Origin of the sequence: Streptococcus sp. C150 (genome assembly GCF_000187445.1) — a bacterium.
Lineage (GTDB): Bacteria > Bacillota > Bacilli > Lactobacillales > Streptococcaceae > Streptococcus > Streptococcus raffinosi.
The window spans coordinates 1,042,995-1,058,046 of record NZ_GL698449.1; the positions used below are offsets into that span (position 1 = coordinate 1,042,995).

At 38.3% G+C, this 15,052-nt stretch carries 12 protein-coding genes; 3 read left to right on the top strand and 9 right to left on the bottom strand.

What is annotated here, in order from left to right; all coding sequences use genetic code 11:
* Nucleotides 1-64: 64 nt before the first annotated feature.
* The 4 genes from HMPREF0848_RS04860 to HMPREF0848_RS04875 all read right to left on the bottom strand — a co-directional run bounded on the left by HMPREF0848_RS04860 (nt 65) and on the right by HMPREF0848_RS04875 (nt 4,885).
* A complete protein-coding gene (locus HMPREF0848_RS04860; protein WP_008535016.1) occupies nt 65-1,111 on the bottom strand; it encodes an aldose epimerase family protein in 1,047 nt (348 codons plus the stop codon).
* 75 nt (nt 1,112-1,186) lie between these two features.
* Nucleotides 1,187-2,188 (bottom strand): UDP-glucose 4-epimerase GalE, encoded by a 1,002-nt coding sequence (gene galE, locus HMPREF0848_RS04865; protein ID WP_002888050.1) that lies wholly within the window; start codon nt 2,186-2,188, stop codon nt 1,187-1,189.
* A 29-nt stretch (nt 2,189-2,217) separates the two neighbouring features.
* Nucleotides 2,218-3,699 carry a UDP-glucose--hexose-1-phosphate uridylyltransferase gene (gene galT, locus HMPREF0848_RS04870; protein ID WP_008535017.1) on the bottom strand — a complete coding sequence of 494 codons (1,482 nt, stop codon included), beginning with the start codon at nt 3,697-3,699 and terminating at the stop codon, nt 2,218-2,220.
* 19 nt (nt 3,700-3,718) lie between these two features.
* Entirely contained in the window at nt 3,719-4,885 is a 1,167-nt protein-coding gene (locus tag HMPREF0848_RS04875) for a galactokinase (protein ID WP_002888055.1), read from the bottom strand.
* A gap of 139 nt (nt 4,886-5,024) precedes the next feature.
* Between HMPREF0848_RS04875 and HMPREF0848_RS04880 the strand changes: the two genes are divergently transcribed.
* Complete coding sequence (locus tag HMPREF0848_RS04880; RefSeq protein ID WP_008535019.1) at nt 5,025-6,020, top strand: LacI family DNA-binding transcriptional regulator; 996 nt, start codon at nt 5,025-5,027, stop codon at nt 6,018-6,020.
* A 232-nt stretch (nt 6,021-6,252) separates the two neighbouring features.
* On the opposite strand, the gene HMPREF0848_RS04885 is transcribed toward HMPREF0848_RS04880, so the two are convergent.
* A complete protein-coding gene (locus HMPREF0848_RS04885; protein ID WP_008535021.1) occupies nt 6,253-8,418 on the bottom strand; it encodes an alpha-galactosidase in 2,166 nt (721 codons plus the stop codon).
* Nucleotides 8,419-8,523: 105 nt separating this feature from the next.
* On the opposite strand from HMPREF0848_RS04885, the gene HMPREF0848_RS04890 reads away from it, so the two are divergent.
* Complete coding sequence (locus HMPREF0848_RS04890; protein ID WP_008535022.1) at nt 8,524-9,351, top strand: AraC family transcriptional regulator; 828 nt, start codon at nt 8,524-8,526, stop codon at nt 9,349-9,351.
* A gap of 534 nt (nt 9,352-9,885) precedes the next feature.
* On the opposite strand, the gene HMPREF0848_RS04895 is transcribed toward HMPREF0848_RS04890, so the two are convergent.
* Entirely contained in the window at nt 9,886-11,391 is a 1,506-nt protein-coding gene (locus tag HMPREF0848_RS04895) for a hypothetical protein (protein ID WP_037608946.1), read from the bottom strand.
* Between the two features lie 52 nt (nt 11,392-11,443).
* Here HMPREF0848_RS04895 and HMPREF0848_RS04900 point away from each other — a divergent pair, with 52 nt between their 5' ends.
* Nucleotides 11,444-12,928, top strand: coding sequence for a DUF1846 domain-containing protein (locus tag HMPREF0848_RS04900; protein ID WP_008535024.1), 1,485 nt, complete (start codon nt 11,444-11,446; stop codon nt 12,926-12,928).
* Between the two features lie 224 nt (nt 12,929-13,152).
* Here the strand turns inward: HMPREF0848_RS04900 and HMPREF0848_RS04905 are convergent, their stop codons facing one another.
* The 3 genes from HMPREF0848_RS04905 to dhaM all read right to left on the bottom strand — a co-directional run bounded on the left by HMPREF0848_RS04905 (nt 13,153) and on the right by dhaM (nt 15,051).
* A complete protein-coding gene (locus tag HMPREF0848_RS04905; RefSeq protein ID WP_008535025.1) occupies nt 13,153-13,497 on the bottom strand; it encodes a hypothetical protein in 345 nt (114 codons plus the stop codon).
* Nucleotides 13,498-13,680: 183 nt separating this feature from the next.
* Nucleotides 13,681-14,664, bottom strand: a complete 984-nt coding sequence (locus HMPREF0848_RS04910) for a Gfo/Idh/MocA family protein (protein ID WP_008535026.1) — start codon at nt 14,662-14,664, stop codon at nt 13,681-13,683.
* 12 nt (nt 14,665-14,676) lie between these two features.
* Nucleotides 14,677-15,051: a dihydroxyacetone kinase phosphoryl donor subunit DhaM gene (gene dhaM, locus HMPREF0848_RS04915; RefSeq protein WP_008535028.1), complete on the bottom strand. Its 375-nt coding sequence runs from the start codon at nt 15,049-15,051 to the stop codon at nt 14,677-14,679.
* Nucleotide 15,052 lies beyond the last annotated feature (1 nt).

Consider the following 15,052-nt stretch of genomic DNA (forward strand, 5'->3'; position numbering starts at 1 on the left):
CAAGTATTAGCTTAAATTGTCAATAGATTTAGTGATTTTTTACTAAACTTTTACTAATACGTGATTACTTTGATGAATTAAAGTATTGGAAGCCAATTTCATAGTTTACACTATGACCCTTCTCTAAGATAATATCTCCAAAACCTTTGTGATTAACGGCATCTGGAAGGGTTTGAGCTTCCATAGCAATAGCTTCACGCCCTTTTGCTATCTTACCTTTATCTCTTGCAAAGTAAATATTATCTTCGATATCATCCATCGTAAAAATGACTAAACCATTTCTGTTTGAGAAAATTTCGATACCATCTCCACTCTCTTTATCATGGAGAACAGCTACTTCTTTCACATGGTCACAAGTTTCGCCACCTACTACAAAAGCATCATCGAAACCTTGATTTGCTTCAATTCGAGGGAGCAAGTCAGTTGTCTTTCTGAAGTCATAATGTGTTCCATCTACATTAATTTTTTGTCCTGTAGGGATTAACTCAGAATCCAATTCCAAATGGTAGTCTGAATAGATTTTTAACTCATGAGTTGACAAATCTTGCTTGTCACTAAGATTAAAGTAGACATGATTGGTCGGATTAAAGACTGTAGTTTCTGTAACATCAAAGGCATCAAAGAAGATTGATAAGCGATTGCTGTTGTTAAGTCTGTAGGTAATAGAAACTGACATGTCACCAGGGAACCCATCGACACTTGAGTAAAGTCTTCTAACAAACTTTGTCTCAACATATTCCTCTGTCAAGTTTGTGACATAATTCCAATTTTGGAACTGCATCCCTTCCGGACCACTGTGTAGGCAATTTTCTCCTTCATTCTTAGGAAGGCTATAAAGAACCGTCTCATGAGTATACGAAGCTTTTCCGATTCTTCCAGCAACCCTTCCGACAGATTGGCAGGCACATAAACCATTCTTGTAATAATCTTCATAAGCATCAAAACCAAGAACAATATTTTTCAAACCGCCCGTTTCAGTTGGAACTAAAAACTCCTGTAATGTTGCTCCTAACGTTAGCGTTGAGATGATAACACCCTTATCATTCTCCATCGTAATTTTGCTGACATCACCTGAGTCAACTTTTCCAATAATTTCACGACCTATTTTCATACTATTTCCTCAAAAAACAAAGAGTACAACAATTTTATATACTCTCTGACTCTTTGTTTATTATTATTTTTTTAATTACCCTCGATCATCGTAACCTTTTGGATGGCTAGAATGCCATGCCCAAGCACTTGCGATGATTTTTTCGATGTTATCAAATTGTGGTTTCCATCCAAGAACTGTACGTGCTTTTTCAGATGAAGCAATTAATGTATCAGGGTCACCAGGACGACGATCAGCTTTTTCAGCTGGAATTTCTTTACCAGTTACCTTACGAGCTGCTTCAAGAATTTGAAGGTTTGAGAAACCTGTTGATGAACCTAAGTTAAAGGCTGTAGATTCATTTCCTTTACGAAGATATTCAACAGCAAGGAGGTGAGCATCAGCTAAGTCAAATGGGTGAACATAGTCACGAACATTTGTACCATCAGGAGTGTTGTAGTCATCACCAAAAATCATAATTTTTTCACGAACACCTTGAGCTACTTGAAGGATAATTGGAAGAAGGTGAGTTTCTGGACCATGGTCTTCACCGATAGATCCATCAGGTTTTGCACCAGCAACGTTGAAGTAACGAAGTGGCACATATTTAATACCATAAGCTTTATCAGACCACTTCATGATAGTTTCCATCATCAACTTACTTTCACCATATGGGTTGATAGGATTTTGTGGTGTTGTTTCAAGAATTGGAATTTCTTCTGGAATACCGTAAGTTGCTGCTGTTGATGAGAAGACAATGTATTTAACACCGCATTCGTTCATAACTTCAAGCAATTTAACCATTCCAGCTGTATTGTTATCAAAATATTTGAGTGGTTTTTCCATTGATTCACCAACCAATGAATAGGCCGCAAAGTGAATAACGGCATCAACATCAGGGTTTTCTTTGAAGACCTTTCTCATAAAATCTTGATCAGAGAGATCGCCTTGATAGAAAATAGCATCTGGATGTACGGCAGCACGGTGTCCTGTTACCAGACTATCTACTACTACTACTTTTTCTTGACCTTTTTCAACTAAGCGATCAACCATGTGAGAACCGATATAACCAGCTCCACCTAATACTAAAATTGCCATTTCTAATCTCCTTTCTTCAGAAAAAACAATTAATCAGCTAAATTTACAAAATTTACAAAAGCTTTAAAGTTATTCAAGCCTTCATTATCAGATTTATAAACACCAGCATCTTCCAACACACGAGCGAAAATATCAGCAACTGATTGGCGAACAACTTTCTTCGCATCATCAGCTGTCACATTAGGATTTTCAGCCTTAAGTTTATCTGCCCATTCTTGGTGAATTGGAGCTACTTGATTGCCTTGACCCAATAGATAGTCTTCAACATCTTTAAGTTCTGTTTTCAAACGAGGAGGAAGAATGGCCAATCCCATGACTTCAATCAAACCAATGTTTTCTTTCTTAATATGTTGAACATCTTTATGTGGGTGGTAGATACCGTCTGGATGTTCTTCAGAAGTTTGATTGTCACGAAGAACCAAATCCAATTCAAATTTGCCGTCTTTTCTACGAGCAATTGGGGTAATGGTGTGGTGAGGTTGTCCATCAGACTCAGCCAAGACACCAGCTTTTTCGTCTGAATAACCACGCCAGCAATTTAAAATTTTGGTTGCAAGAGCAATAAGTCTTTCCTTATCTTCACTTCTTAAACGAAGAACTGACATAGGCCAATTAACGATACCAGCCTCAACATCAGAGTAACCATCAAAGCTAACTTTTTCTTTAATGCCTGCTACTTCCATTGGGAAGGTATGGCGACCACCTTGATAGTGTTCATGTGTAAGAATTGAACCACCTACAATTGGAAGATCAGCATTTGAACCTGCAAAGTAACCAGGAAATGCTTCAACAATTGATAGGAGACGACCAAACGTCAATGGACTGATGTGCATTGGTTCATGCTTACCATAAAAGAAGATAGAATGTTCATTAAAGTAAGCATATGGTGAATATTGGAAGCCCCAGTCATCTCCTTCCATTTGGAAACGAATAACACGGTGATTACTACGTGCTGGGTGATTGATGCGGCCTAGATAACCTTCATTTTCCATACAAAGTTGGCATTTTGGATAATCAGAAGCTACCGCATTTTTAGCTGCAGCGATGGCTTTTGGATCTTTTTCAGGTTTTGAAAGGTTAATCGTAATTTCCAAGTCACCGTATTTAGTTGGTGCTTTATAAGCAATATTTTGTGCAATGGCTTTGACTTTCACATAATCATTGCGTTTACTTTGTGCATAAAAGTCAGCAATTGCTTGCTCTGGGTTAGATTTATAAGTATCCCAGAAGTTACGATTTACAACACTAGGGCTTGGTGTAATCAAGTCCATGAGTTGAGCACCAATGATATCTTGTTCTTCATTAAGTTCACCGACGGAACCAGCTTTAACACCTGCTTGAAGCAACTGGTCTTTAAGGTCAATCAATTCAGAGCTATCTGTTTCAACATCAGCAACTCCTTCTCCAACCAAAGCAAAAACTTTGTTTGTCAAATAGATACGGTCCAATTCCTCATAATCACTATTTTCAATAACCTGAGTTACAAAAGTGTTTACTAAATTTTCAGCCATAATCTCTACTTCTTTCTCATTAATCAAGTACTCGTGAACCGCCAGCTACTTCAGCGATATAGAAGCTTGGTGCATAACCAACGACTTCTTCATAACGTTGACCAACTGCTTTTTTGAAGTCTTCAACTTTGTCTTTGTTTACAAGTGCGATGGCACATCCACCAAATCCCGCTCCTGTCATACGAGCTCCAAGGACACCTTCTTGTTCCCATGCTGTGTGTGCCAAAGTATCAAGTTCAAGACCTGTAACTTCGTAATCATGTTCCAATGATACGTGAGAAGCATTCATAAGACGACCAAAGCCTTCCAAATCTCCTGCTTCAAGAGCTTTACGAGCTTGGAGTGTACGTTGATTTTCAAGAACTGCGTGACGGGCACGTTTGATACGGTTTTCGTCTTTAATCAAGTAGCTGTATGCGTCAAATGTCCAGAGGTCCAATTCACCAAGTGTTTGGATATCAAGTTTTTCTTGGAGTTCAGATACTGCTGTTTCACATTCAGCACGACGTTCATTGTATTTAGAATCTGCCAATTCACGACGTTTGTTAGTATTCATGATAACAACAACATTGTCTTTAAGGTCAAGTGGTACCAAGTCATACTCTAAAGTATTTGTATCCAAGTAAATCGCACGTTGATCAGCTCCCATACCAATAGCGAATTGGTCCATGATACCAGAGTTAACGCCGATAAAGTCATTTTCAGTCTGCTTACCGATTTTAACCAAGTCAAGGCGTTCCAATTTAAGGTCATAAAGTTTTTCAGCAATAACACCAATCAACAATTCCAAAGATGATGATGATGACAAGCCTGATCCATTTGGAATGTTACCATAAATGTAAATATCCATACCTGAATCAATTGTATGACCAGCTTCTTGCAAGAAATGAAGAACACCTTTTGGATAGTTTGTCCAGTTGTGTTCTTTTTCAAAACGAAGATTTTCAAGTGGTACTTCGATGATGCCCTTATCTTCAAAGTTACCTGAGAAGAAACGCAAAACTTTGTCATCACGTTTACGGGCTGCTCCGTAAGTACCTAGAGTAATAGCTGCTGGGAACACATGCCCACCGTTGTAGTCAGTGTGTTCACCAATCAAGTTAATACGGCCTGGAGAAAAGAAAGTATGGTCTGCTTCTACACCAAAAACTTCTTTAAACTTTTCTCTTAACTGTGATGTCTTCATAGGATGTACCTCGCTTATTCTTTTTTACACTAATATTGTAACCCCTTTCACAAGGAAAATCAATGTTTTTACTGTTTTTTTAGTAAAAATAGGTAAAATTTTAGATTTTATGGTATACTTTGGATGAAAGGAGAACAATATGGCTACATTAAAAGATATCGCAAAATTGGCTGATGTATCAATCGCAACTGTTTCACGTGTTCTCAACCAAGATGAAAGCCTCTCCGTTACTGAAGAAACCAGGCACCGTATTTTAACTGTGGCAGATGAAATCGGATATACCAAACATCAGAAAATCGGAAACTTGAAAAAAGAAAAACATCAAGTGGCAATTATCCAATGGGTAAGTGAGGAAGATGAGTTAGACGATCTCTACTACTACAACATTCGGCTTGGAATTGAAACAAGAGCCCATGAGCTAGACTACGAGATACTTCGTTATTTCAATGACATTCCTTTTAGTCTTGCTGAAGAAGTCATAGGTATACTTTGTATCGGAAAGTTTAGTCGTGAACAGATTACTGAATTGGAATCATTGGGTAAATCGCTAGTCTTTGTAGATAGTGATACCCTTCGTCAGGGACATCCTTGTGTGACAACTGACTTTGAAAATGCTGTTCAAACGGCACTAAGTTATCTCACTGAGCAAGGGTGTAAGAGCATCGGTCTTTTAACAGGGCAAGAAAAAACAACGGATTCAACTGAAATCGTTCCGGAGCCTCGTTTACGTTCTTATCGTAACTACTGTATTGAAAAGAGCATCTATGACCCTCTTTTGATTCTTTCGGGTAATTTTACAGTTCAATCTGGCTATGACCTTTTAGCCTCTAAAATAGCAAGTGGTACACCCCTACCAGATGCTTACTTTGCAGCTAGTGATAGTCTGGCTATCGGTGCTCTTAGAGCCCTTCAGGAAAATGGTATTAATGTCCCAGAAGATATCCAGATCATCTCCTTTAATGACACCAGTCTAGCCAAACAAGTTTATCCGCCACTTTCTAGTGTTACTGTTTATACCGAAGAAATGGGACGAACTGCCATGGATGTCCTCAATAAACAAGTCTTGGCTCCAAGAGAAATCCCGACACTTACTATGTTGGGCACTAAACTGACTCTGAGAGAAAGTACGAAATAATTTCTTACTATTAAGAATCTTCTAAAATTGAAAACGCAAAAAGAGACTGGAATTTCTTCCAGTCTCTTCTATTGTTCTCTCTTAGAAAACAGCTTAAATGTCAAATCTATAAAAATTCATACCACCCTGACAACAAGGCTAATTTATTAAAGAACCTTGTTAAAGTTTACAAACATTTTTGCACACCTTAGTTCAAATTAACATCCAGATAAACACCTATACCACTAAACACTTAATCTACTTTGACAAAATAAAATTGTTTACTGAGGAAGTCTCCCTGTGGAAGAACGACTGTGATTCCTGCATACATCAGTTCAGCACCAGAATAAACTTGGTCTGTTCCTTGTAACATGTAGTTGGCATCTTGATCGAGATTTTTTAGTTTGAGAGTCGTTTCAACCGTCTCAACTGTTGAAAGAACTCGGACATAGGTTGCTAAAACCTTGTTTTCGTAGTTAAATTGAACAGCTGCTTCATTGCTTCCAGCTTCAGGATTAATGAGTCGGTATTGCTGACCAAATTGAACCACTGGACGAATGTCCTTATAATGAGCGATTTGTCCAGCAATAATATCTTTTTCTTCCTGAGTCAAGCTCGTCAAATCCAATTCGTAGCCTAAATTCCCCATCATAGCTACATCTCCACGTGTTTCCAAAGGCGTTGTACGTTCCATTTGGTGATTAGGAACAGCTGATACGTGAGCCCCCATAGAAATGGTTGGGTAAAGATAGCTTGAACCATATTGAATTGGTAAACGTGCAATGGCATCAGTATTATCACTCGCCCAAACTTGTGGGAAGTAACGCATCATACCGAGGTCGTTTCGACCTCCTCCACCTGAACATGATTCAAAGAGAATATTCTCATGCTTGCTTGTCAGGAATTCTACCAAGTCATATAGTCCCAACATGTATTGATGACTCTGCATTTGGCTTTCAAGGTAGTTCGCTCCATTTCCGATGTTAGTCATGTTACGGTTATAATCCCATTTAACATAATCAATAGCATTATCTGTCAGAATCTTATCCAAGACATCTTTTAAGTAAGTTACCACATCTGGATTAGCCAAGTTAAGCACGAGTTGGTTACGTGAGTAAGTATGACCATAATTAGGCACTTGGATGGCCCAGTCTGGATGTGTACGATAAAGATCGCTGTCCACCGAAATCATTTCAGGCTCAAACCAAAGACCGAACTTAAGCCCCTTGGCATGAACTTTTTCAATCAAGTCTTGGAGTGGTCCACCAAGTTTTTCTTCATTGACGAACCAATCTCCTAGAGCACGGTTGTCGTCGAAACGATTTCCAAACCAACCATCATCCAAGACAAAGAGTTCAACACCTACTTGTTTAGCATCTTCGGCTAACTCAAGCAATTTTTCTTTTTCAAAATCAAAGTAGGTTGCCTCCCAGTTATTAAGAAGAATAGGACGCTCCTCATGGGCAAACTGCTTAGGAATGATGTAATCTGTAACAAAGGCCTGACTTTCTTGACTAACTCCAGTCAAACCTTGGTGGGAGTAAGTAATGAGGGCAACTGGTGTCTCAAAACTTTCATTTGAAGCAAGTTCCCAGGTAAAGTTCTCATCCTCAATTCCGATAGCTACACGGACTTCATTGATTTGACTCTTTTGGACAAATGTTTGGAAGTTACCGCTATACATGAGTTGGAAAGCCAAGGCCTCGCCTGCTCCTTCACTAGCTTCGTGATCACAAAGAATCAAAGCTGGTGTCTGAGCATGACCTGAAGCCCCACGGTTAGAGGCAACTTTAAAGATACCTTGCTCAACTCTTTGGCGACGAACCGTTTTCTCACGAGCGTAAGCGCCTTGGAGAGTGACCACATCATAGTCACGGGCAGGTACATCAGCCATAGCGCTGAGCGCTCGGTGGATAACCACCGCTTGATTAGAGTTATTGATGACTTCGCTATAAGTTACGATTGTGTTGTTGTCTTCAACCACTGTGTAGTAGAGTTTTAACTCCAAATCAGCAACTTTATTGACTAAGGTGAAAATCAGCGTTTCTGCTTTTTCCAAAGAATGGGGATATGGCAGTTTGCTTTCTAGTGAGATTCCTTTGACCACTTCTGCTTTTAAAAATTCAAAGCGTGTCACATCTGAGACTCCATGCTGGATTTTCAAAGACGGTTGACGAAAATCCCCCAAGCCATGTAGACCCAAAACCTGGCGTTGTGTATCATAACTATATGTTCTGACGTCTGGATTAAGCTGTCCTGAAAAAGCGTGATCTCTTTCATTTATAGCATTTGAGCCATGATAATTTGTAATCTTACGCCCAAGATGTCTCAGTAAAAGGTCTCCTTCCCTTTCTTCAATGATAAGTGACAATTCTTTACTGTTGATGTAATAATAGTTCTTGTTAATAGTAATACTCATGATATTCTCCTTTTTTACAAGCTTTATTATAGATGATGTATGCGCTTTCTAAAATGGAATTTTGTTGCAAATATATGGTAAAATGTTAGGTAAGGAGGTTGTGCTATGATTATTTTTTCAGAACTTGAAACAGGAACCTTAGATTTACGTCTTGATTTTTACGGCTATGAGGATTGTTTACCAGACCAGTTCTTTGGTCCTGCCATTCGGGAAAATTACGTTCTCCATTACATCACTGAAGGAAAAGGCTGTCTTGAATACAAGGACCAAAAAATCCCCCTTCAAAAGGGAGACATTTTTTTACTCATACCAGGTGAAGTTACCTACTATTTTGCGGATAATCAGACTCCTTGGTCCTACTATTGGCTGGGGATTAGTGGTATCAAAGCTCAGGAGTACTTTCACCTCTCACAAATCCATGAAACAGCCTATCTTAGGTCGTCCCCTCACACCGAAGCATTAGGTAACTTCATAGAGACTATTGTCAAAGATGCAGAAAGGCTCGACGAAAGTAAGTCCTCGCAACTGCATGTTATCAGTCAACTCTATGAACTCATGCACCGATTAAATGACCTCTCACCTAACCTTGATCAAGAAACCATCTCGCCCAGTTGCAAACTCTATCGTGAAGCCAAACACCTCATCGATATAGGTTATAACTCACAAGATATTAGTATCCAAGAGATTGCCGATAAGCTAGGCGTTCATCGTTCCTATTTGTCCTCCATCTTCAAAGACTTCCACAAGATTTCTCCCAAAGAATACCTGCTCGAAGTACGCATGAATCGAGCTAATGAACTCTTGAAAACTACTGATCAACCTATAAAAATTATCGCCTATTCTGTAGGCTATCTGGACCCTTTGCATTTTTCAAAAGCCTTTCGGCAGTATTATGACTGCTCACCAAGTCAATATCGGACCTCTATACAATAACGATTAACTCAATATTTCTACATGAGTATTCTATAATGATAAACATATATAGATTTAAAATTGCAATAAATCCTATTCTTTTCAAAAGACCAGTCTGATATAAAATTAAATACTAATAGCCCCTTAAAACAAATCTAGTTCAAAACATGGCTTAAGGTATCAGCAATTACCAGTTGTCAGCAGAGGAAAGTAAAATTTTAGCACAACTCCTTTATAAGTTAGCTATGTAATGAGGCAATAAAAAACCGTTCGAAATCTCCAAAAAATATAGTCAAACTTATCTGAAACTTTTTAGAAAACAACTTCTTCTACATACAAGACAAGATTTTGAAACTCGGATCACCAACGTTGTTTAAAGATCTATACGCCTTTATCCAAAAAATAGGAAACTTAGATTCAAGATAATAGGCAAAATCACTTGTAACTTTTAACATTAGATGACTGAAAAACTTAGTACATCTCTATCAAAATAATCCAACACTTTTCTAAAGAAAAGTATTGGATTATTAACAAAATACTATTGAATGTTTAATCTTATTGATTTTTAATTTCAATATACCTTACACCACCAACAATTATCTCGCGTTTGTCAGGTTTATTAATGTATACTATTGGTATATCTTCACTGCTATAGAGAATGCTTTGTTCTGATGATTCTAAATTAGTTATTTCCTCCGCTACAAAATAACATTTTTTTTGAAATTTTAATCGTGTTTCAATTAATTTATTATTCTGCATATCCAAACAAAGTACATTTTCCTTATCTGCTAAATCTTCACCTAACAAAATTTTTTCATTTGATTCTTTAAAATACACTTTGTTTCCAAACCTATTCTTTGGAACCTTATATTTTACAAATAAATCTTTTTTCTTTTTAGAATATGAATGTATAAACGTATATTCGTCGTACTTTATAGTATAGTCATCTAGAATCTCAAAAGAGACTCCCGGTTGCGATTTTATGCTTATTTTATCATTTTTTTTAATTAATTGATAAACTTCTTTTCCTATGTATAATAGATTACCTAGAATATAAAAACTTGACACTGAAAATAAGAACTCCCTATTATCAAATTCATACTTATTCAACAAGAACCAATGACCTTGAATATCAATACCCGATTTTTCACGACTAATAAATTTTAACAACCAATTTTCTTTGGGATTTCTATAAAAGCAACGAAAATAAACATTTATACATACCATTCCAATTAACTCAATAAAAATAAATCTAAGTAGAGATGTCAATAACTTAGCAATTGTCTCGTTATTATTTAAGTTTCTTTTATGCACAAATAAATAGTAAACTCCCATTTGCTCATCAAAAGTAACATTTTCTATCTTAAAATCAATGCCTCGATACTTTACAGTTAAATCTTTAAATGAATATAATTTATTTATTATTTTATCAAATTCTAAACTTATTATTCCATGTCTTACATGTTCTCCATCAATAAAATCAAGAATGTACTTTGTATTCCTTAAACTACTATCTCCAATTGCCTTTATTTCTTTACCATTTTCAAATAATTTAACTTCTTTAGGGTCATATTTAATATACTCTAATTTATTATGTAGAATTTTTTCCTCAACACATTGTGATGTTATTAGATTTACTGAGATAAATAATATTGGTGCCATTAGAACTATTATCACTCTTCCACGTACTAAAATAGAGCTTGCCCTTAAAGATAATTTAACTCCAAAAAATTTTGTAAAAAAATCTTCTGTAAATAACATAGAGCCAACTGCCAAGGCAGCAGAAAGAAATCCCCACTGAGAAGTAGTAAGACCACCAAATGCTATCAAAATAATAACAAGTATAATACTAGGGCCAATGGCTAATATTCTATTTTTCTTAAAATATGGAAATAGAAAAACACAAAACACAACTGAAAATAACAATATTGTAAAAATAATACTCATCATGATTTCTATTATATCAAAATGCAATAACCCACTCAAATACACTATTGTTGATAAAAAGAAAAAGACATACATTGAAGTTATTTTAAAATCCAATAAATCGTCTTTCGCCAATAGCATTTACCTCAGGCATTTGATATAATTTTTCTCAGAGGTATTTTTATTTATGAAGAAACAAGCTTTTAGTTCTGAACAGTATTTGAATCTGCAACGCGACCATATTTTGGAGCGTATTAACCAGTTTGACGGCAAGCTCTACTTGGAGTTTGGTGGCAAAATGTTGGAGGACTTCCACGCTGCTCGTGTCCTTCCTGGTTATGAGCCTGACAATAAAATCAAGCTCCTTCAAGAGCTTAAAGATCAGGTTGAAGTGGTCATCGCCATTAATGCTAGCAATATCGAGCACTCTAAGGCTCGTGGTGACCTTGGTATTTCCTACGACCAAGAGGTGCTTCGTCTGATTGATACATTCAACGAGCTCAATATTTATGTGGGTTCTGTTGTCATTACCCAGTATTCAGGTCAACCTGCGGCCGATGCTTTCCGTAACCAACTGGAAAAAAATGGCATCACGTCTTACATCCACTACCCTATCAAGGGCTATCCAACGGATATGAACCATATCATTTCTCCTGAAGGTATGGGAAAAAATGACTATATCAAGACCAGCCGTAACCTAATCGTTGTCACTGCTCCTGGTCCAGGTTCTGGTAAATTGGCGACATGCATGTCTAACATGTACCACGACCAAATCAATGGCATCAAATCTGGTTATGCCAAATTTGAAACCTTCCCAGTTTGGAATTTGCCACTTCATCACCCAGTCAACTTGGCCTATGAAGCTGCTACTGCGGACCTTGATGATGTCAATATGATTGACCCCTTCCACTTGGAAACGTATGAAAAAACGACCGTAAACTACAACCGTGACATCGAAATTTTCCCTGTTCTCAAACGTATGCTTGAACGTATCCTTGGCGAGTCACCTTATGCTTCGCCTACAGATATGGGGGTTAACATGGTTGGTTTCGCTATTACCGATGATGAGGCTGCTAAAGAAGCTTCTAAACAAGAAATCATCCGTCGCTACTATCAAACCGTTCTTGATTTTAAAAATGAACGTGTACCTGAAACTGCCGTTAAGAAAATCGAACTGCTCATGAACGATCTTGGTATCACGCCTGAAGACCGTAAAGTCGTTGTAGCAGCACGTGCTAAAGCTGAAGAAACCAGTAGTTCTGCTCTTGCGCTTGAATTGCCAAATGGCCAAATCGTCACTGGTAAAAATTCAGAACTCTTTGGTCCTACTGCCGCTGCTTTGATTAATGCAATCAAGACTTCTGCTGGCATTGCCAAAGAAACCAAACTCATTGAGCCTGAGGTGGTTAAACCCATCCAAGGTCTGAAAATCAACCATTTGGGTAGCCGTAATCCTCGTCTTCACTCAAATGAAATTCTCATTGCCTTGGCTATCACTGCCGCTAACAATGCAGATGCGGCCCGTGCCATGAAGGAACTTGGTAACCTCAAGGGATCTGAAGCCCACTCAACCATCATCCTTACTGATGAAGATAAAAATGTCCTCCGTAAGCTTGGTATCAATGTGACCTTCGATCCTTACTATCAATACGACAAATTATACCGTAAATAATCTATCACTAGAAACAAGAAAGACCTCAGTTTTACCAACTGGGGTCTTTTAGAAATGGGCAAGGGAACTGGCTGAATAAAAAAGGAGAACTCTATTAAGTTCCCTTTTTGACAACCCACTTTCTCGTCTCAACCTTTTCTCAAAAAATGGAGAGTAGCCTAGCATTTTTATGAAAAAGTGAGTTAAAAGTATCAAACAGAGGGCTAGGCCACTCCCGATTCTAATTAGTCTACGATTTCTAACTTGAGAAAGGGTAAGCTAAAAAGCAAAATTATAGTAGATAGAACAGCAATGAGTGGAAGGTAACGACCTCCAATAAAGTATAGAAACAATGGTGCTACCGCTATGAGGCGATTTATAAAATTACTGGTAACCCGAACAGTTTGGCCATCCTCAACAGTAATCGTATTAGACTTATAGCCCCATTTGCCAACTCTTAGACGAGCTTTTGTTGAAGGTAGGGAGACTGTCACATCTTCAACCCCAGAAACCGTTCCCACAAGACTAGTATCAACCCTAATAGGACTCTTTCTAGCCACCTTGCTCGCTTCAATTGTAATACTAGACACTACACATCTCCTTTTCCTATCTTTCTAACTATATTATACACGCTTTGAAACGCTTACACAAGTGAAAGTCCCCCTCTTGCTACCTTTCTAACGGTCATACAAAAATTGTAACCATTTGTTAGAATTAGCAGTTCTTGTCACCCAAAAAGCTTTTGTTTAGTGTCAATGGGGTTATAGTGGGTACTACTCTTCTTCTGGGTAAACTAAGCCCCAATCTTTGCGGAGTTGGGTCATGAGCTCCATGACATCTCGGCTGTAATTGAGGTAGGTATGATCATCCTTACCTGCAACGGCTGCTTCCATGTCTAGGACTTCATACTGGAGGGCTTTGGCAGTTTCTCCTGCCTCGATGACTTCTTGTGAGCCATCTTCGGTATAGGTGATGACTGACTTTTGCCCACGTGGGTACTCATAAAGTTCGATGTAGCCCTTATCATAAGCGATGGTACCACGTTTAGGTTGTTTAGCATGAAGACTTAGGGTCACTGTCGCCATTTCCCCTTCTGCATTGGTAAGGAGAATACCCGCTTGTTCGTCAACACCTGTCGGTGCCAACTTGACCTGCGAAACCATATCCGTCGGTTGCGACGTCATAAACCAGCGAACAAAGGAAAGAGCATAGACACCGATATCGAGTAAGGCACCACCAGCCAGATTACGATTGAAAAAGCGATTGGTCATGTCGTACTCTTTATAAGAACCAAAGTTCATCTGGATAACTTTAAGTGGGCCTAGCTTACCGCTATCCACAATTTCAGAGAGCTTACGATAAATCGGCATATGGAAAATGGTCATAGCTTCTGCCAGTTTGACATGATTTTCTTCGGCGAGTTGGATAGCTTCTGCCAATTCTTCACTGTTTAGCGTGATAGATTTTTCACAGAGGACGTGTTTACCAGCTGCGAGGGCCTTACGAAGGTAATTAATATGGGTATTGTGGGGTGTAGAAATATAAATAATGTCCACATCTGGATCTTCAAAGACTTGGTCAATCTCTTGATAAACCTTTTCAATGCCGTATTTTTCAGCGAAGGCAACACCCTTATCATAGGTGCGATTAGCAACGGAATAAAGTTTCCCTCCAAGGGCTTCCATCGCTTGCGCCAATTCGTTTGCAATAACGCCAGTTCCAAGGCTGGCCCATTTATAGTTGATTTGATGTGTCATAGCATACTTTCTTTACTTTTGAATAGTTAAGTCATTAACCTGAGATAAGATTTCAACCTCACTAGCTCCTGCCTGAAGTAGCGCTGAAGCTGTGTAAGCTCCCTCAATAAGGGGGACTTGTTGAATGAGAATTTCCTTGTCTGAGAATTCCTCAACCATTTCCAAATTCATACGAGCACTGCCCAAGTCGTAAAAGGCCAAGAGACGCTTAGCTGGTTGACTGTCCACTGCTACCTGAACATGATCGAAACTTGATCCTAAGCCACCATCTTCAAGACCACCTGTTGCTGTCAGGGGAATATCGGGTGCGACTTCACGAATGAGCTGAACCAAGCCTTTAGCAATATCAGCAGAGTGGGAGACAATCACAATTCCAAGTTCTGGCATG